Below are 18,109 nucleotides of genomic sequence, written 5' to 3' on the forward strand. Positions count from 1 at the left end.
ACTGAAACTATTATTGGGGATAATTCTTAATTTTACCTTAAGAATTTAAAGAAATAGATTAAAAAATCTAGGCAAATTAAAGTTATTACCATTTAAATATCCATGCTTTTTTAACATACACTCCGCACATGTAGAGTGTTACGCGAAGTAGTTTTAAATGAGGCAGGAACCTGTTAAGGTTTCTGCTTCTTTTTGTTACTGGTGCTGAAGTAGTATGGCTTTTATCGTTTCAAGTTACTATTTATGAATGATCGGTTATCAGAAGCAAACTAATTCGAACAGGATTAAATCGCTTTTTTCACTGTTTTAACAGTGAAAATAATATTTTTTGGTACGATTCATCCAAAAACATCATAAAAGTTCAGTAGAATCGACTGTATACTAAATATTCAGAAAATTATAGAATGTGTATACGCTTACAACCTGGATAAAGAGGAATATTTCATAAAAAAGAATGCCGAAAATTCTTTTCCAAAGAGAGGCTGTTTACTGTTTGAATTGCCAAGGATTGTTCACTTTGGAATACCCGTGGAATCGAAGCAGTTGCAGATAGTCTGTCTATTTATTTTTTTGAATTGTTAAGAGGAGGAAAAAGAATGTCAACAAATTCTGAGTTCAAAAAAACGCTACGTGATCAGCCGTGGGATTATAAAACAAAAAATGAATATGAAGATGTAACCGTAAGGCAACAGCCATATGTGCATTTTCATTACCGCCACAAATTTGATGAACGTGACTATGAAATTTTTGATCCGCGTTATACACGATTAAAATGTTCTGATTGGGAAGCCTTCCGTGACCCAAAAAAGTTCTGGTATACAACTTATGTAAATAATAGAAAGAAAATGGCTGAAGAAGTGGAAAATGGTTTTACATATGCACAAGAACTTGGTGTGATCCAAAATCTATCACCGCAATGGGCCGATGCTCTAAGAGACCTGTATACGCCAATTCGTCATTTAGAATACGGTGAAAATGTTCAAATGCAGCATGTTCTCCGTTATGCCTTAGGTACCGCAATTGAGCAGTGTGCTACTTTTCAGGCTTACGATAAAACAGGACGAGCACAGTGGATCACACAATGGGCACTAAATATGCAGGAGCATCATGATGACTTTCTTGCTCATGGAAAAGATGTACTCTTAAATGAACCAGCCTTCCAGCCATTGCGCCACTATGTTGAAGAGGTGCTTGTAACAGGCGACTGGGCAGAAGTTCTTGTTGCGGAAAATTTAACATTAGATCTTCTATTAGGAAATTTGATGTACCGCGAATTTAACCAGGAAGCACTTAAACATGGTGATACACATTTATCCATAATGAATCTGGTGATTGCGAAGCAATTAGATTGGCATCGTGACTGGGCATTTTCTCTTTTCAAAATGTTGGCAGAAGATAAAGCAGAAAGCCGCTGGGATTATTTAAAGTCCTTAGGCTATGAAGATTGGGAAGGAGACTATCGTTGGGGCAGAATCCTAAGCGACCCGAGAGAGACTCCAGAAGAGACCTTATCTAACATTGAAATTATTCAAGAATGGATCGATAAATGGTATCCGAAGGCATTCGAAGCTGTTCTTGCATTAGCACCTTTATTCGAAAAACATGGAATATCGATTAATCTTCCAGAGACACTGAAAAAGATAGAGGAAGAAGCCATTATTCCAATCTATAAGAAATACAAACTACCATTTAAGCAATACGAAATTGCACTTAACTAAGAGAGGGGAACGAGTACGATGACAGTAAAACAAGCCTATGTTGGAATCGATTTAGATACAAGTGGCGGCAGTGTTGCAACAGCGATCATCGCAGCGATTGAAGAAGATAACGAAGGGGTTATCGTCGAAGACTTTTCCGTTTATAAAAAAGTAAAAGTGCCTGGGAAGCTAGTGTTAAATCGAGAAACAGTAGAAGAAAACCTTGGCGCAGACTTTGAAATGGATCAATTACACCTTGTCATGAGTTCATATTTTGGCTTTATTACAGACTGGGACGAAGAGCATTTAACAATTGAGTGGGAAAACGCAGAATAAGGAGGGGTATACTCGTGGCGAAACTAGGAGTTAAGGAAAAATATCATGCAATGACGAGAGATTTAATGTGGGAACCAAAAGATTTTGATATGAACAAGGTTTATCCGCTTATTGAAAAAGAAGGTATTATCCTGAAAGATCCGAGCAGATGGGAAGATCCTTTTCGTATGGCATACAACCAATACGTGAAGATTCAATCAGAGAAAGATGGAATCTACCATGCTGTACGAAATGCCTTTGAAGCAAATGATGGTCACGCGAAGGTCGTTGATTCACGTTGGTATGAAGGGGTAAAAGTATTCGCGACAGCCGTGCAGCCTGCTGAATATTCTGCGCACCGCTTAATGGCGTATGTTGGACGAAACATTCCAATTGAAGCGGTTCGTTTTGCGACATTCAATCAGGCGATCGACGAATTGCGTCATGCACAAATTGAAATCAAGCACTATTCTCATATGAGCAAAGAAATTGACGGACTTCACAATTTTTCAAATACTATACAAAACTTATGGTTTAATACTGTACCAAGATCATTCTTTGATGATGCGATGACAGCTGGTCCATTTGAAGCGTTAATAGCCATTTCCTTCTCATTCGAATATGTGTTTACAAACATTCTGTTCTTACCATTTGCTTCTTCTGCTGGTGCAGTTGGCGACGATAATTTTGCAGCTGTTGGAAAAAGCGTACAATCGGATGAATCCCGCCACATGGCATTAGGCATGTCTGCCTTAAAGATGTTATTAGAGGAAGACGATCGTAACGTTCCGATCATTCAAGGCTGGCTTGACAAATGGTATTGGAGAGCTTATCGTCTGTTCTCGGTCATTGCGACACTTGTTGATTATTATCCACGTATACGTCCAATTTCTTGGAAAAAAGCATTTGAAATCTATGTAGAAGAACAAGTGTTTAATGGGTTATTTAAAGATCTACGAAAATATGGCATTCGTCTACCAAAGCATGCAGAAGACAGCATGAAAGAAAAAAATCACTATTCTCATGCAGTAATGCGAATCCTTGATCATTATAAACATGCTAATTTGTTCAGAGGATTCCGTCTGCAGCCTGATGATTATGAATGGCTATCAAAGGAATATCCTGAAACGTTTGAACACTACTATTCTCCTTATTTCCGTCGTATGGATGATCATGTGCTAGCTGGGTCAAGCCCTGGCATTCCATCTGTCTGCAGTGTTTGTCAAATTCCTGCAGAGTTCCCGGATCCCGATAATCCGTCAAAAATGTGGACGCAATATAGTGAATTTAACAATAAAACGTATATTACTTGTTCTCCTGGCTGTAAGCATATTTTTGAGAGTGATCCATTTAAATACATGCAAATGTGGTGGCCGGCAGAAGCTTATTTAAGTGGAGAATTTGGTGATGATCCAATAGCTGGAATCTTCAAATATACGGGTTTATCTCCAGAAGATGCAGGAGAGCATTATTCTTCAAGGGAACATGCTCATTGGCTGGAGTATCGCAAACATTTAGGACTGGATAAAAAGTTTTTCTAAAGCTACGTGAAACAGGGGGTGAAAGGGAATGGCAAACTATTTGAAGCATGAAAACCAATTGATTGTCTGGCCGGTGCTAAAAGAAGCGGCTGAAAATATGTTTCATGGAAGTATCGGATTAAATGTTCGTTACGATATGACAAATAAAGAATTGTTTGAAGCTTGTTTAGAGGCTTGGAAGGTGAATAACGACAAGAACTATCGTTTATTCTTGATTCGCGGTGATGGAAAAACAGAAGTTTCTTTAGATGGAAATATAAGAGAAGCCGGCTTTCGTAATGGGGATTATTTAGAAATTGCAGAGGCGTAAGTTCTATAAAAATTCTATTCTTCTTCATGTGGGACCGTTTTTCACATGAAGAAGATTTAAGGTTCCTACTTTACAAAAAAAGGAATCGAATTTCATGAGAGGAGAGAGGGAATGACGAAAACAGCGGTTGAAACGTATGAAATTACATTAGAACCCAGTGGGAAAGTGATTACAGTCAAGGAAGGTCAAACAATATTAGATGCAGCTATTCGTAATGGAGTTCAAGTTGCCTATGGATGCCGTCATGGCAGTTGTGCTGCTTGTAAATGTCAAGTTCTTGAAGGTGACTATGAAGTCATGGACCGGGTATCTGAATACTCTCTTATGAGTTTTGAAAGAGAAGAAGGATTTACCTTAATGTGCAGTACATTGGTAGAAAGTGATTTAGTCATTGAAGTAGAAGAGGAAGAATCTGATCTGCCGTTTTTCGCTGTATCTGATTTTGAAGCAGAGGTTGTGGAAAATGTAGCATGTACACACGATATTCACATGATTAAGCTGAAATTACAGGAACCGCAAAATATTGAATATGCATCAGGACAGTTTTTCGAATTTGAAATTCCTAGTTTAGATGATACACGTGCCTATTCATTAGCAAATAAATATGAAGAGGGAAGTATGATAGAGTTTCATGTAAAGCGGGTGCCGGAAGGAAAAGGATCAAATTATATGTGTGACTTACAAGTAGGCGATACCGTAACAGGCTCTGGCCCTTATGGTAGCATGCAGCTGCGAAGCAAAGATAAGGATTTAATCTTTATTGCTGGTGGCTCTGGGATGGCGCCAATTAAGTCACTTTTAGAAGAGTTATTTTCACAATCTTTCGAAAAAGAGGCGTGGTTCTTCTACGGAGCGCGTTCGAAAAAGGATTTGTATTTAACAGAAGAGTGGGAAGAACTAGTCCGTCAGCATCCAAACTTCCACTTTGTTCCGGCTTTATCACAGCCAGCCCCATCTGATGTATGGGATGGGGAAACAGGTTTTATTGCTGATGTCATATCCCGCACACTGGATGATACATCCAATATGGATGCTTATCTTTGCGGACCGCCGATTATGATTGAAACAGCCTGTGATGCATTAAGTAAAAGCGGCATGAAAGGCACGAATATTGCTTATGATGAGTTTTAAAGAAAACAAGTGAAGAATATGAATTGGAAGCTAAGTTTACGAAAATTTTTCATTAATCTAAATTAAATTGCAAGGGGGATAAACAATGGCAAGAGTTATGCGTATGGGCAGAGTTGAACTAAAAGTATTAGATTTAGAAAGTTCGGTAGATTACTATACAAATGTGATTGGTTTGGAAGAAACAGGCCGCATGGGGGATAGCGTCTACCTAAAAGCTTGGGATGAGTACGATCATCATAGTGTTATTTTAACCAAATCAAAAACGGCAGGAGTAGCTCATATCGCTTTTAAAGTAGAAACGATTGACGATTTAGCTTACTTTGAAAAGAAGATAGAGGAATTTGGCTGTCAAACAACAAGAATATCAAACCGTTTAAGATTAGGAGAGGGTGAAGCTGTTCATTTTGTCCTACCAACAGGCCACCATTGTGAACTGTACTATGAAATTGATCTATTAGGGACAGCTGTCGGAACCAGAAATCCGAATCCATGGCCATTAGGTGCAAAAGGTATTGCCCCACATCGCCTTGACCATTGCTTATTAACGGGAGATGACTTGAAAACGGTAACAAGATTCTTCGTCGAAGTACTGAACTTTAGACAAAGTGAAAAAGTAGTCGTTGAGGATAATGAAGAACTAGTGGGAAGCTTCTTATTTTCAGGCAATAAGGCACATGATATCGCATTTGTAAAAGGACCTGACGCAAAGCTTCATCATGCGGCATTTTCTGTTGAGTCACTTCATGATGTCTTTAAAGCAGCCGATATTCTTTCCATGTATGAAGTGCCGTTTGATGTAACACCTACTCGTCATGGAATCACAAGAGGACAAACCATTTATTTCTTTGATCCATCTGGAAACCGCAATGAAGCATTTGCTGGCGGATATATGGCCTATGCTGATATGCCGACCATTACATGGGATGCATCTAAAATTGGAACAGGTATTTTTTATCACCGTAGAGAACTCCATGAATCCTTTATGAAAGCGTTAACCTAATCTTGAATATTGGAATAGCAACTTGATGAATAAGGAGGAAAATTATGTATAAAGTGACGCTTAGTGCTAGAGGGCAGCAGTTTGAATATGACTGTGCAGAAAATGTAACACCATTAAGAGCAGCTCGTGACCAGTTTATTCCAATACCGACAGGATGTGTACGAGGCGGATGCGGTATGTGTAAGGTGAAAGTGCTGAATGGTGAATATGATCAAGAAATCATTCGATCACATGATGCGCTATCTGATGAAGAATTAGTGAGTGGGTACGCTTTAGCCTGTTGCATGACAGCAAAAAGTGATCTGGAAATTATGACAGCAGAAGATTATGAAAAATTAAGAGAGAATGAGAAAAATCAAGTGAAAATTGGTGAAGGTAAATAGTAAGTCAAAGTAAAAATGAGGATGTTGATGATGGATAACGCTAAATATATCGATGTAAATGGAATTTCAACACATTATCATGAGAGCGGGAAAGGCGAGGCTGTACTATTGATACATGGATCAGGTCCAGGAGTTACAGCATGGGCAAATTGGAGACTCATTATACCGAGGCTTTCAGAAAACTTCCATGTATATGCACCTGATATTGTGGGATTTGGGTATACAGAAAGACCAGAAAGTATCGAATATGGTGTTGAAACGTGGACCAATCATTTAATTAGTTTTATCGAAACGATCGGTGAAAGACGAGTGCATATGATTGGTAACTCGCTTGGGGGCGCATTAGCCTTACAAATTGCCAATAAAAGACGGATTTAGTCGGAAAAATCGTTTTAATGGGCGCGGCAGCTCTACCATTTAACATGACTTATGGTTTAGATAAAGTATGGGGCTATGAACCAAGTATGGAAAATATGAAACGACTTTTAGAGATTTTTAACTACGATCAGGAATTTGCCACAGATGAATTAGCACAGCTGCGCTATGAAGCAAGTATTCAACCATGGTTGAAAGAGGCTTTCTCCAAAATGTTTGCAGAGCCTCGTCAAGAAAAGCTGAATAGCTTAGCGTTGCCAGAAGAACAAATTAAGAAGATTGATCATCCTGTATTAATGGTTCATGGAAGAGATGATCTTGTGATCCCTTATAAGGAAACGAGCTTAAGGCTTTTGGAGCTGCTGCCAAATTCAGAGTTACATCTATTTTCAAAATGTGGCCACTGGACTCAAATTGAAAAAAAAGATGAATTTGCTCAGCTTTGTGAGAATTTCTTTCTTCGTAACTAACCTTCGAACGATATAGTGCAAACATTGTTATATTGATATTGATGATTCAAATATTTGAAGTTACCAAGTGAAATGAATGTATAAAGGTTTTACTATTTTATATTAAAATAGTAAAATGGTAAGTATGTAATATTGTGAATATTTAGTATAATAATAAAAGGATCATTCAAGTAATATGATCCTTTTATTATTTACGTCCGCCCCTTCATAATTCTTTTAATCATTTCATTCTTTGGAAGGTGACACATTGAAATACGAAGAGTTAATACTACAAAATCAAGATATACATTTTCAACCTAAGCTTACAATCCCGAGTTCTGCATTTGGTGCCCTTCGCAGGGAATTAATTGATACATTAGGAATTAAGCGCTCAAAAGGGTTCCTTCTTCGCTATGGTTGGAATTGTGGAGTAGCTGATTTTAAGCCATTGGTAGAAATGAATTGGGAGAATCCTAAAGACCTTTTACTGCTTGGGCCTAAAATGCATACTGATAGTGGTCATGTAACAGTAGAACCTAAAATATGTGAGGTTGATTTTGAGAATGGTACCTTACACTTTGAAGGAGATTGGATCAATTCTACTGAAGCTATAGAACATATCAAGCTTTTTGGTTATAGTGACGAACCTGTTTGTCATTCATTAGTCGGCTATGCAAGCGGCGCTTTATCGAATATTATGGGGAAACAAGTGATTGCCAGGGAAACACGGTGTATGGCAATGGGTGATGATCACTGTCATTGGGTTTGCAAGACGGTTGAGGGCTGGAATGGAGACCTTTATGTTGAACAAGAACGTCAATATTATAAAGCAGATCACATTAGTGATGAACTGGAAGAAACATATGAGAAGTTAAGATTGGAAAGAGATGGTTTAAGTAAAACATATAATATTCATTTAAAACTATTTAAAGAAGTCATTTATGAAACCGGTTTACAATCGTTATCACAAGTATTGTATGAAACGATGACCATGCCAGTAATCATTGAAGACTTGCATGGTGAGCCTCGGGCTTTTGGCGGGATGTCTGAGCAGGAAGCAACAAAATACTCAGATGAATGGAAAGAATGGTTGTCCCTGCAACAAAACAAAAAGGGCAGGAAGAATGAGATCAGTCAAACTTTATTTATTGAAATTTCTCCTGATCATAAGCGCTTGATTACCCCGATTTATTTTCGTCAAAAAATTCATGGTTATTGCTCACTACTTGCGGAAAAGGATGCGATTACCGAGGCAGATAAAATGATTTTAGGACAGGCTGCATTAGCTTGTTCATTGCATTTCTTAAATGAGAAAACACGGTTTAATACAGAACAACGGATCAGAGGCAGTTTTTTAAATGACATTCTAAACAAAGCAATTTCAATGTCGGAAATTGTTCTTCGTGCGCATTATATTGATTTTGAGTTAAAACCTCCTTATTTTATGGTATCGCTCCAACAAAGCACCACAGAATCATCCCTGAAAGAAAAAATTGAATATACTGATCAATTAATGAATGACCTTTTTAAATATTTGGAAACGAAACAAGTCAAAGGAATTATAGGGAAAAAGTCTGACGATGTGATCATTTTATTTTCAGAGCCCTCTCTAGCAACTAGTCATTCCGATAAGGAAAGTTTTTGTAAAAGTCTATTTGACTATTGTACAAAGATTTATCATCCATCCATATTTAATATGGGAGTAAGTTCAAGTAAGTCTTTGATTGAGGATGCTTCTAAATTATACAAAGAAAGTATCGCCTCTTTAAAAATCGCGAAGGGAAACCAAAATCCTGTTTTTTTCGATGCCTTAGGAATCATAGGAATGTTGCTTCAAACAAAGGATTTAGAAGCTGTTAAAGATTTTTCCTATAAAATACTTGGAAATCTAGAAGAGGAAGATAGAAGTAAAAACATGGAATTAACCAAAACACTCTATTATTATTTAGAGAATGGGTCCAATGCCTATAAAACAGCCCGTGCAATGAATTTTTCAATCAATGGGTTACGTTATCGACTAAAAAGGATCAATGAGATCTTAGAACTGGACATTAATAGCGCTTACAATAGACATGAAATATATTTAGCACTTCAATGTTTAATTGTTTTAAAAGAATTATAGAAACAGCTTTCAAAAAAAGGAATTGTATTGCCAATTAGAAAATAAGACGAATGAAAAAGAAACACAGAAAAAAGCTTATTTTCAATATAGATATGAGTGCCTGACACCCTAAAAGGACATTATTTTAAATTTGTCTTTCTATGGTGTCAGGCACTATTTTTTTCACAGAACAGTTTTCATTAATCATCCAATTTTTAATAAAAGCAAAGTGTAAATACAATTAAGAAAGTTTTGTGTATATTTCAGACGTTCCATGTCGAGGGTTTTGTTTATATGTTATTTTTTAACAGTGTCAATTTTAATAAATGGGGTGCGGAATTCGGATGGAAAAAAAGAAAACAGTATTTGAAGCCGTTATCGAGCATGGGTTTACTCGCCGGGACTTCTTGAAAATGTGCACGGCGTTAGCGGCCACTCTTGGATTGGATTACACTAAATCCGATAAAGTTGTAAAAGCAATGGAAATGGGTTCCAGAGTACCTGTTGTATGGCTTAGTTTTCAGGATTGCACAGGGTGTTCGGAATCATTTATCCGTTCATCACAACCAAAAACTGAAAGCGTTTTACTGGATATGATTTCACTTGAATATTCAGAGGTATTATCTACAGCGTCTGGTTATCAAGTAGAGAAATCGATGGAAGATGTTTTGAAAAATTATAAAGGTGAATACATATTAGCGGTTGAAGGCAGTCTTCCAGAGAATGAAGCATTTTTAAGTATAGCTGGAAAATCTGCGAAAGAAACATTTTTGCAAATGGCAGCCGGCGCAAAAGCAATTGTTGCCTATGGGTCATGTTCTTCTTGGGGTGGAATTGCCGCAGCACATCCGAATCCGACAGGTGCAAAATCAATTAAAAGCTATGTAAGTAATACCCCTGTGATTCTAATACCTGGCTGTCCGCCGATTGCGGAAGTCATGACAGGTGTCATTGCCTATATCATTACCTTTGGTAAATTGCCGGAATTAGATGGCTTTGGCCGACCGACATCATTCTATCGTCACCGTATTCATGATAAATGTAATCGACGGGCATATTTTGATGCAGGGCTGTTTGTGGAGAATTTTGATGATGAAGGTGCCAAGCAAGGGTATTGTTTATATAAAGTTGGCTGCAAGGGACCTACAACCTATAATTCCTGCGCGGAAATGCGTTGGAATGGTGGTGTAAGCTATCCAATTCAATCGGGAAATCCTTGTATTGGCTGTGCTGAAGCGGGATTTTGGGATAATGGACCGTTCTACACAAGAAGGGCAGAAATTCCAGGTACACAAACGACAATCAACCCGGATAAAGTTGGATTGTCTGCTATTGGTGTGGCGGCCGCCGGAATCGCCGTTCATGCAACAGGAACAGTTGTCAAAAAAAGAGAGACGATAAACGGAGTGGAGAAGAATGAGTGAACGAATAGTTGTTGACCCAATTACTAGAATCGAAGGTCATCTTCGAGTAGAGGTTGATATTGATCAAAATGGGGTAATTAACGATGCCTTTAGTTCCGGTACATCTGTTAGAGGGTTGGAACTAATTGTCCGTGATCGGGACCCTCGTGATGTTTGGGCATATATCCAGCGGATTTGTGGTGTTTGTACAACCGTCCATGCACTTACATCGATTCGCTCTGTAGAAGATGCATTAGGAATTAAGATTCCTAGAAATGCCCATCTAATACGAGATATTATGAATGAAGTATTATATATTCACGACCACGTTGTCCATTTCTACCATTTGCATGCGCTGGACTGGGTAGATGTTGTTAGCGCTCTAAAAGCGGATCCGGCACAAACATCGCAAATCGCACAATCAATTTCCAGCTGGCCAAATTCATCAACTGGATATTTTGCCGATGTGCAAAACAAGGTGAAAAAGCTTGTAGATAGTGGACAGCTTGGTATTTTCGCCAACGGATATTGGGGTCACCCGGCATATAAACTTCCTCCTGAGGTAAATTTGTTGGCTGTTGCCCATTATCTGGAAGCGTTGGATTTTCAAAAGGAAATCGTCAAGATTCATACCATTTTTGGCGGGAAAAACCCACATCCTCATTATGTTGTCGGGGGAATGGCCACACCGCTAGATATTGATAGCGATAATGCTGTAAATGCAGAGAGATTAATGCATGTGTCCCAATTAATTGACCAGGCAAAAGACTTTGTAAATCAAGTGTATATTCCTGATCTACTTGCTATTGGCTCCTATTATAAAGATTGGACATATGGCGGAGGATTAAATAACTATTTATGTTACGGTGATTTTTCTACAACGAATATTTATGATGTGAAAAACTATCGAATGCCTCGTGGTATCATTTTGAATGGAAATTTAAGCCAAATTTATGATATAGACTTAAAAGATACGAAACAAATACAAGAGTTTATTGATCATTCTTGGTATACATATGATGGGAAAAAAGGAAATGGAGTCGGTAAACATCCTTTTAATGGTCAGACAGAATTAAATTATACCTGTCCAAAAGCACCCTTCACGACATTAGATACAACTAAACAATATAGCTGGCTGAAAGCTCCTCGCTGGAAGGAACAACCAATGGAGACAGGTCCATTAGCCCGGATTATGGTCGGATATGCAGCTGGAAAAGATGAATTTGTCAATATTGTTGACAGTACATTGCAAAAGCTTAATCTGCCGATCACTGCCTTACAATCTGCTATAGGACGGACAGTTGCCCGTGGTCTTGAAACAGTTTTAATTGCCAATTGGTTAAGAAACGACATGGATGAGCTTCTTAAAAACATTAAGAACGGTAATCAAATTACGTTTGACCGAACGAAATGGGATCCAAGTACATGGCCAAGCAGTGCTCAAGGTGTTGGCTGGGCGGAAGCACCCCGCGGTGCCCTGGGGCACTGGATTGATATAGAAAACGGTAAAACGAAAAATTATCAGGCGGTAGTCCCATCTACCTGGAATGCTTCGCCAAGGGATAATAATAATACACTTGGTGCTTATGAAGCAGCTCTTAGGGGAGCACAGCTGTTAAACAAAGAGCAGCCGTTAGAAATCATGCGGATTATTCATTCCTTTGACCCATGTTTAGCTTGTGCTGTTCACTTGACCGATTTAGAAACGAAACAAACGACTAAAATTCGTTTGGGTTAGGAGGGAGGCAAATGGATGGCCTCAATCGTAAGGTTTCAGATGCTGAGATAGTTGTATTGCCTTTACATGAAAATGAAAATAGTGAAAATTCATTTCACCCTGAAAGACCGATCAAATATAAAAAAGTCAATGCTTCCGTAAAAGTGTATGTATGGGAATTGCCTGTGCGGATTTTCCATTGGGTCAACATGTTAGCCATTATTTTATTAATGATAACAGGAATTTACATTGGGAAACCATTTGTAAGTGCTTCTGTTCCTGAAGAGGCTTATTACTCCAATTTCATGGGCTGGGCAAGATATATTCACTTTTTCTCAGCATTCATTTTCACGGCAAACATTCTATATCGTTATTATTGGGTTTTTAAAGGGAATAAGTATGCATCGTCAAATCCGTTAAGGGTTCTTTTTTGGAAAGAAGTATTTGAAACGGTGAAATTCTATTTATTCCTAAAAAATAAAAAGCCACACTATGCTGGACATAACCCGTTGGCACAGCTTAGCTATTGGATTTTTCAAGGATTTGGTTCGTTAATTATTATTTTCACAGGATTCTATATGTATTTTGAACCACAGCTGCAATCCATTTGGGCGAAACTTTTTGCTTGGGTGCCGTATATTTTCGGTAATAGCTATAGTATCCGGTCTTGGCATCATCTGACGGCATGGGCTTTTATGCTGTTTATTCTCATTCATGTATATATGGTTTTACGTGATGATTACCTAGAGCGCAATGGAGAAGTTTCATCGATGTTTACCGGGTACAAGACAGAGCCAAAAAAAGTAGTTGGTGGGAAAAATGCTAAAAAGAAATGAAGATAAAAAAATAACAGTTTTAGGTATTGGCAACACCCTCTTCTCGGATGAGGGTGTTGGCATTCATCTTTTGCCGATTTTAGTGGAAGAGTTTAAAGATGACGAAAATATTGAGATTATTGAAGGTTTGACAGACGGGATGAGATTATTGGGTCCTGTTGAGGATGCAGAAAACTTGATTATCATCGATGCCATTAATGCCGGGAGGGAGCCTGGTACGATTATTTCCTTAAAAGGTGACGAAATTCCTGCTTATTTTGGTATAAAGATGTCCATTCATCAACTAGGATTCCAGGAAGTATTGCTGGCAGCCAAAATGCGTGAACGGTATCCAAAACAAATTGCCATGATTGGGATGCAGCCTGCATCTTTAAAACTGGGGATAGAATTAACGGATACAAATCGCACAAAATTGCCTGACCTTGCAAAAGCGGTCATTGATCAAGTCAACGCCTGGAGGTTTGCAGAATGTACCGAAAAGAATTTTTAAAAGAAATGGGTACAAGTTTATTTCAAACAATGAAAAACGTCTACGAACCTTTCATTCATGATGACTTACAAAAAGTTGAAGAAGTGATGGACCAGACATTAGGCATTAAATGGGTTCCGCTTATGAGTTCAGATGATTCCAGCTCAAAGCTGGAAATGAAATTTATTAACGGAAGTCCAATAATGGTTATTCGTGACGGAGCGAACATACATGTCTTGAGTGGTATTTGTCATGAATGTTCGAATATTATAACCGTTACAACACTATATTCAACTGGGAAATGTTTCAATTGCGAGAAAGAATATAATTTTAAAACAAAACAAGGAGATCTATCTTTAAAGACAATACCCGTAAAAAAGAAGGACCATGTGATTTACATTGGATTTGATAAGGAAAAGAAACTAGGTGGTTTCAGTGCATGAAATGGCCCTAATGGGGGATATCCTTCAGCTCGTTCAGGAAGATTCAGCCAAGCATGAGATTCACAAAGTCGAGAAAGTGGAATTAATTGTCGGTGAGATCTCAAATACATTGCCGGATGCACTGCAAATGGCCTTTGATATTTTCCGCGATCAGAACTTGCATTTGTTTTCACCTAATGCGCAATTAATCATTCATATTGAGTCGGCCAAAGCAGTATGTGTGATTTGCGGGGAGGAATATCATCCTACTCAAAAAATCGCTTTATGCCCGAATTGTAAAATTCCTTCTGGAAAAGTATTGGAGGGAGAAACATTTCAGATTTTATCATACGAAGGGAGTAACGAACAATGAAGGTTATGGTAAGAGCAGATGTATTAACGAATAACAATATAGCAGCAGACTTTAACCGAGAACTTTTTCAGAAAACAAAAACGCTCGTCATCAATTTAATGAGCTCACCTGGCGCAGGAAAAACTACATTGCTTGAGGAAACGGTCAGAGCACTATCAGGTAAGTACCGCATTGCGGTAATTGAAGGGGACTTGGCTACGGAAAGAGATGCTGACAGAATCCGGGCAATGGGAGCCAAGGCAGTACAAATTAATACACACGGCGGCTGTCATCTTGATGCGCGAATGGTAGCAGCTTGCGTAGGGGAATTTGATCTGGAAGAAATTGATTTGCTCTTTATCGAAAATGTGGGCAACTTGGTTTGTCCATCAGGTTATGATTTGGGACAGAATCATAAAGTAGCAGTTCTTAGCGTACCGGAAGGAAATGATAAAATTCCAAAGTATCCGCAAATGTTCATGCGAACTGAGCTGGTGCTTTTAAATAAAACTGATTTGCTCCCATATCTTGACTTTAACGTTGATGAAGCTGTAAGAGACCTGTCGGAAATCAATCCGCAGTCGAAATTAATTCCGCTTTCAGCCAAAACAAATGAGGGCTTACAAGATTGGTTTTCCTGGATTAAAGAGGCATACCGACAATGCGTACAGCAGTAAAAATTACCATTAGAGGCCGAGTTCAAGGTGTTGGGTTTCGTCCGTTTGTTTTTAGATTAGCACAAGATTCCCATTTAAATGGAACTGTACAAAATAATATGGATGGAGTAAAGATTCAGCTTGAAGGGGAAACGAACCGAGTCAAGAACTTTATAGCGGACATAAGAAAGAAGGAATATCGATGTGTGTTGGGGTACCAGCAAAAGTCGTAAAGAAAATGGAATATAGTGCCACTGTTGATGTGCTGGGTTCACAAACAACAGTGGGGATAATTTTTGTATCGGAAGTAGAGATTGGAGATTATGTGATCGTTCATGCAGGCCAGGCCATGAGCATTGTGGACGAGGATTATGCAAGAGAAAGTGTGGAAGAATGGAGGAAACTCGTTGATGCTCGAAATTCTGAAACAATCTAACAATCCGGAAATCTGCAAGCCACTAGTCGAAAAGGTTATTGAGAAAGCGAAAGAATTTCAATTGAGATTTGGGCGCAATCCTGCCTTCATGGAGGTTTGCGGCTCCCATACAATGGCGCTTGCCCGTACAGGAATAAAGCAGGCTTTAAAAGAGTACGTGAATTTGATTTCAGGACCAGGTTGTCCGGTATGCGTTACGGATCAAAGATCGATTGATGCGATGATCGCCTTGGCAGAAGGGGAGAATCGAATTATTTGCACTTTTGGAGATATGATGAGGGTTCCCGGTTCCGAAAAGACACTGCTCGATTCGAAAATAGCCGGGAAGGATATTCGTGTTTTATATTCTCCGGTTGAGGCGGTAAAGGTTGCAGAGGAAAATCCGAATAAAGAGGTGATTTTCCTTGGAATTGGCTTTGAAACGACCATTCCAATCATGGCCCTTATGGTTGGAGAAGCAGAAAAACGGGCTGTCAAAAACTTTTCGATTTGGATGGCGACAAAGCTGGTTGAACCAGTGCTTCGCTATTTATTAGACAGCGGGGATGTCCAGTTGGACGGTTTTTTACTTCCCGGCCATGTTTCCATTGTACTTGGGGAGGATTCCTACCGTTATTTAGTAGATGAATATCAAATTTCCGGAGTAATTACAGGCTTTGAGACAGCTGAATTACTTTCAGGCATATACAAGCTAAGTGATCTGGCTATGCAAGGTCATGTTTCCATTGAAAACAACCATCCTTCTGTTGTCAGTAAAACCGGCAATCAGGTGAGTCAGGAGTGGATGGCAAAATATTTAATCGAGTGTGATGAGGTATGGCGGGGAATCGGCGTAATTCCTAAAAGTGGACTTGATTTGAAGCCGGAATATGATCAGTATAATGCGAAAAAAATTTTTACCGTCACAGTTGGAGTGCCGAAAAAAACGAAATGCCGCTGCGGTGAAGTCATTCGCGGACTTATTTCCCCTAATGAGTGCCCGCTGTTTGGCAAAGCGTGTCATCCGATGAACCCAATTGGACCATGTATGGTTTCTTCAGAAGGCAGCTGCTCTGCTTATTATCACTACATGAGGGAGAGTATTTAATGGAGAAACTTATTAGCTTAGCACACGGTGATGGGGGAGAATTAAGTCATCGGCTCATTTGTGATGTGTTTATAGACGCATTTGGCGATAACAATACTCCGTTATTCGATGCAGCAGCATTAACAATTCCCACCGGGAAAATTGCTGTAACGACGGATTCGTTTGTGATTAAACCAATTTTTTTCCCTGGAGGTTCCATTGGGAAATTGGCTGTTGCCGGAACAGTCAATGACCTTGCCGTAAGCGGGGCAAGGCCTGTCTACTTAACATGCGGCTTTATAATTGAAGAAGGCTTTCCAATTGCCGAGTTGAGAAAAGTCGTTGCAGATATGGTAAACGAAGCGAAGAAAACAGGCGTTAAGATTGTAGCCGGAGATACCAAAGTGGTGGAATGCGGCAGTGCAGACGGTGTGTATATTAATACAACTGGGATCGGTATATATGATAAGAATGCTGGATGTAGCCTTGCTTTTACAGAGGGAGATGCAATTATTGTTTCCGGTTCGATTGGTGACCATGGTGTTGCAGTACTTACGGCTCGAGGAGAATTAGGAATACATAGCCCCATTGAAAGCGATTGTGCATCGTTAAATCACATGCTTGGAAAGGTTTTAGCGTCAACTGATGGCGTACGGATCATGAGGGATCCCACTAGAGGAGGTCTTGCGACCACTCTTGTGGAAATTGCCGAGGATTTTCATTTAACAATGAAAATCAATGAATCAGACCTTCCTGTTAAAGCGGAAGTCCATGGAGTTTGTGACTTATTAGGTTTTGACCCGTTATATCTTGCCAATGAGGGAAAAGCTATTTTGATCGTTGCGGCAGAGGAAAAAGATAAAGTGATAGACATTTTGCGAGAGTTCCCTGAAGGCAAAGATGCAGTTGTTATCGGCACTATTATCGCCAAAAACAAAGGCCAGCTCCTATTAGAAACACCACTCGGCTCAAAACGGCTCCTCACAAGATTATCGGGCACCATGTTTCCCCGAATATGTTAGCATTGGGGACGGTGTATGGTAACAATAATGCCATTTAAATCGATTGGCATTGGTTCTTAAATAGGTTTGAGGGGGATTTTCTTTCCCCCAGGATTTCCAAAAAAGTACAATGGCAATGGACTACTCCAAAAAATATTTAGGAGTGTTTGTAAAATAAATAGAGGAGTGATTATGTATGTTATCGAATATTGGAATTCCTGGTTTAATAATGATTATCATTTTAGCCCTGATTATCTTTGGCCCGAAAAAATTGCCAGAACTTGGGCGTGCTGCAGGGCAAACGCTGAGGGAATTTAAAAATTCCACTGCCGGCCTGATTGAAGAAGTAAAAGAAAATCCTTCCGAAACAAATAAATCAGAAAAAGAAACAAAATCTATTTAATTAAGAAAAAATTGAATTGCAGCGGTCAGTGACTTAGGATACCGAG

The 18,109-nt window shown here is 39.0% G+C and carries 22 protein-coding genes; all 22 read left to right on the plus strand.

Translation table 11 applies throughout. The features are described from left to right. Window positions 1-596 precede the first annotated feature (596 nt). Window positions 597-1,718, plus strand: coding sequence for a ferritin family protein (locus tag RCG17_RS23910; protein ID WP_308172522.1), 1,122 nt, complete (start codon window positions 597-599; stop codon window positions 1,716-1,718). Window positions 1,719-1,736: 18 nt separating this feature from the next. After that, window positions 1,737-2,033: an MmoB/DmpM family protein gene (locus tag RCG17_RS23915; RefSeq protein ID WP_308172523.1), complete on the plus strand. Its 297-nt coding sequence runs from the start codon at window positions 1,737-1,739 to the stop codon at window positions 2,031-2,033. Between the two features lie 14 nt (window positions 2,034-2,047). After that, entirely contained in the window at window positions 2,048-3,553 is a 1,506-nt protein-coding gene (locus RCG17_RS23920; protein WP_308172524.1) for a ferritin family protein, read from the plus strand. Window positions 3,554-3,581: 28 nt separating this feature from the next. Beyond that, complete coding sequence (locus RCG17_RS23925; RefSeq protein WP_308172525.1) at window positions 3,582-3,863, plus strand: ubiquitin family protein; 282 nt, start codon at window positions 3,582-3,584, stop codon at window positions 3,861-3,863. Between the two features lie 111 nt (window positions 3,864-3,974). Next, entirely contained in the window at window positions 3,975-4,994 is a 1,020-nt protein-coding gene (locus RCG17_RS23930; protein ID WP_308172526.1) for an NADH:ubiquinone reductase (Na(+)-transporting) subunit F, read from the plus strand. A gap of 85 nt (window positions 4,995-5,079) precedes the next feature. After that, complete coding sequence (locus RCG17_RS23935) at window positions 5,080-5,994, plus strand: catechol 2,3-dioxygenase (RefSeq protein ID WP_308172527.1); 915 nt, start codon at window positions 5,080-5,082, stop codon at window positions 5,992-5,994. Window positions 5,995-6,038: 44 nt separating this feature from the next. Then, entirely contained in the window at window positions 6,039-6,377 is a 339-nt protein-coding gene (locus tag RCG17_RS23940; RefSeq protein WP_308172528.1) for a 2Fe-2S iron-sulfur cluster-binding protein, read from the plus strand. A 27-nt stretch (window positions 6,378-6,404) separates the two neighbouring features. Further along, on the plus strand, window positions 6,405-6,755 hold the full coding sequence (locus tag RCG17_RS23945; protein WP_308172529.1) for an alpha/beta fold hydrolase: 351 nt from the start codon (window positions 6,405-6,407) through the stop codon (window positions 6,753-6,755). A 44-nt stretch (window positions 6,756-6,799) separates the two neighbouring features. Beyond that, a complete protein-coding gene (locus RCG17_RS23950; RefSeq protein WP_308172530.1) occupies window positions 6,800-7,222 on the plus strand; it encodes an alpha/beta fold hydrolase in 423 nt (140 codons plus the stop codon). Window positions 7,223-7,469: 247 nt separating this feature from the next. Further along, window positions 7,470-9,323, plus strand: coding sequence for a XylR N-terminal domain-containing protein (locus RCG17_RS23955; protein ID WP_308172531.1), 1,854 nt, complete (start codon window positions 7,470-7,472; stop codon window positions 9,321-9,323). Window positions 9,324-9,646: 323 nt separating this feature from the next. Next, window positions 9,647-10,726, plus strand: coding sequence for a hydrogenase small subunit (locus tag RCG17_RS23960; RefSeq protein WP_308172532.1), 1,080 nt, complete (start codon window positions 9,647-9,649; stop codon window positions 10,724-10,726). Then, window positions 10,719-12,443 (plus strand): nickel-dependent hydrogenase large subunit, encoded by a 1,725-nt coding sequence (locus RCG17_RS23965; RefSeq protein WP_308172533.1) that lies wholly within the window; start codon window positions 10,719-10,721, stop codon window positions 12,441-12,443. The genes RCG17_RS23960 and RCG17_RS23965 overlap by 8 nt, the downstream gene beginning before the upstream one ends. An 11-nt stretch (window positions 12,444-12,454) precedes the next feature. Further along, on the plus strand, window positions 12,455-13,258 hold the full coding sequence (gene cybH, locus RCG17_RS23970; protein ID WP_308172534.1) for a Ni/Fe-hydrogenase, b-type cytochrome subunit: 804 nt from the start codon (window positions 12,455-12,457) through the stop codon (window positions 13,256-13,258). Continuing rightward, entirely contained in the window at window positions 13,242-13,748 is a 507-nt protein-coding gene (locus RCG17_RS23975; RefSeq protein WP_308172535.1) for a HyaD/HybD family hydrogenase maturation endopeptidase, read from the plus strand. Before cybH ends, RCG17_RS23975 begins: the two co-directional genes overlap by 17 nt. Beyond that, a complete protein-coding gene (locus tag RCG17_RS23980) occupies window positions 13,727-14,170 on the plus strand; it encodes a hypothetical protein (RefSeq protein WP_308172536.1) in 444 nt (147 codons plus the stop codon). Before RCG17_RS23975 ends, RCG17_RS23980 begins: the two co-directional genes overlap by 22 nt. Beyond that, a complete protein-coding gene (locus RCG17_RS23985; RefSeq protein WP_308172537.1) occupies window positions 14,163-14,522 on the plus strand; it encodes a hydrogenase maturation nickel metallochaperone HypA/HybF in 360 nt (119 codons plus the stop codon). Before RCG17_RS23980 ends, RCG17_RS23985 begins: the two co-directional genes overlap by 8 nt. Continuing rightward, on the plus strand, window positions 14,519-15,178 hold the full coding sequence (gene hypB / locus RCG17_RS23990) for a hydrogenase nickel incorporation protein HypB (protein ID WP_308172538.1): 660 nt from the start codon (window positions 14,519-14,521) through the stop codon (window positions 15,176-15,178). Before RCG17_RS23985 ends, hypB begins: the two co-directional genes overlap by 4 nt. Beyond that, window positions 15,163-15,390 carry an acylphosphatase gene (locus tag RCG17_RS23995; RefSeq protein ID WP_308172539.1) on the plus strand — a complete coding sequence of 76 codons (228 nt, stop codon included), beginning with the start codon at window positions 15,163-15,165 and terminating at the stop codon, window positions 15,388-15,390. The genes hypB and RCG17_RS23995 overlap by 16 nt, the downstream gene beginning before the upstream one ends. Next, window positions 15,360-15,593, plus strand: coding sequence for a HypC/HybG/HupF family hydrogenase formation chaperone (locus RCG17_RS24000; protein WP_308172540.1), 234 nt, complete (start codon window positions 15,360-15,362; stop codon window positions 15,591-15,593). The genes RCG17_RS23995 and RCG17_RS24000 overlap by 31 nt, the downstream gene beginning before the upstream one ends. Further along, the gene (gene hypD / locus RCG17_RS24005) at window positions 15,568-16,680 is read left to right on the plus strand and encodes a hydrogenase formation protein HypD (protein WP_308175937.1); all 1,113 of its coding nucleotides are present in this window, start codon (window positions 15,568-15,570) and stop codon (window positions 16,678-16,680) included. The genes RCG17_RS24000 and hypD overlap by 26 nt, the downstream gene beginning before the upstream one ends. After that, window positions 16,680-17,681, plus strand: a complete 1,002-nt coding sequence (hypE, locus tag RCG17_RS24010) for a hydrogenase expression/formation protein HypE (RefSeq protein ID WP_308172541.1) — start codon at window positions 16,680-16,682, stop codon at window positions 17,679-17,681. The genes hypD and hypE overlap by 1 nt, the downstream gene beginning before the upstream one ends. Window positions 17,682-17,856: 175 nt before the next feature. Next, complete coding sequence (tatA, locus tag RCG17_RS24015; RefSeq protein ID WP_308172542.1) at window positions 17,857-18,063, plus strand: twin-arginine translocase TatA/TatE family subunit; 207 nt, start codon at window positions 17,857-17,859, stop codon at window positions 18,061-18,063. Window positions 18,064-18,109 lie beyond the last annotated feature (46 nt).

This window comes from Neobacillus sp. PS3-12 (genome assembly GCF_030915385.1).
Taxonomy (GTDB): Bacteria; Bacillota; Bacilli; order Bacillales; family Cytobacillaceae; genus JAEVLT01.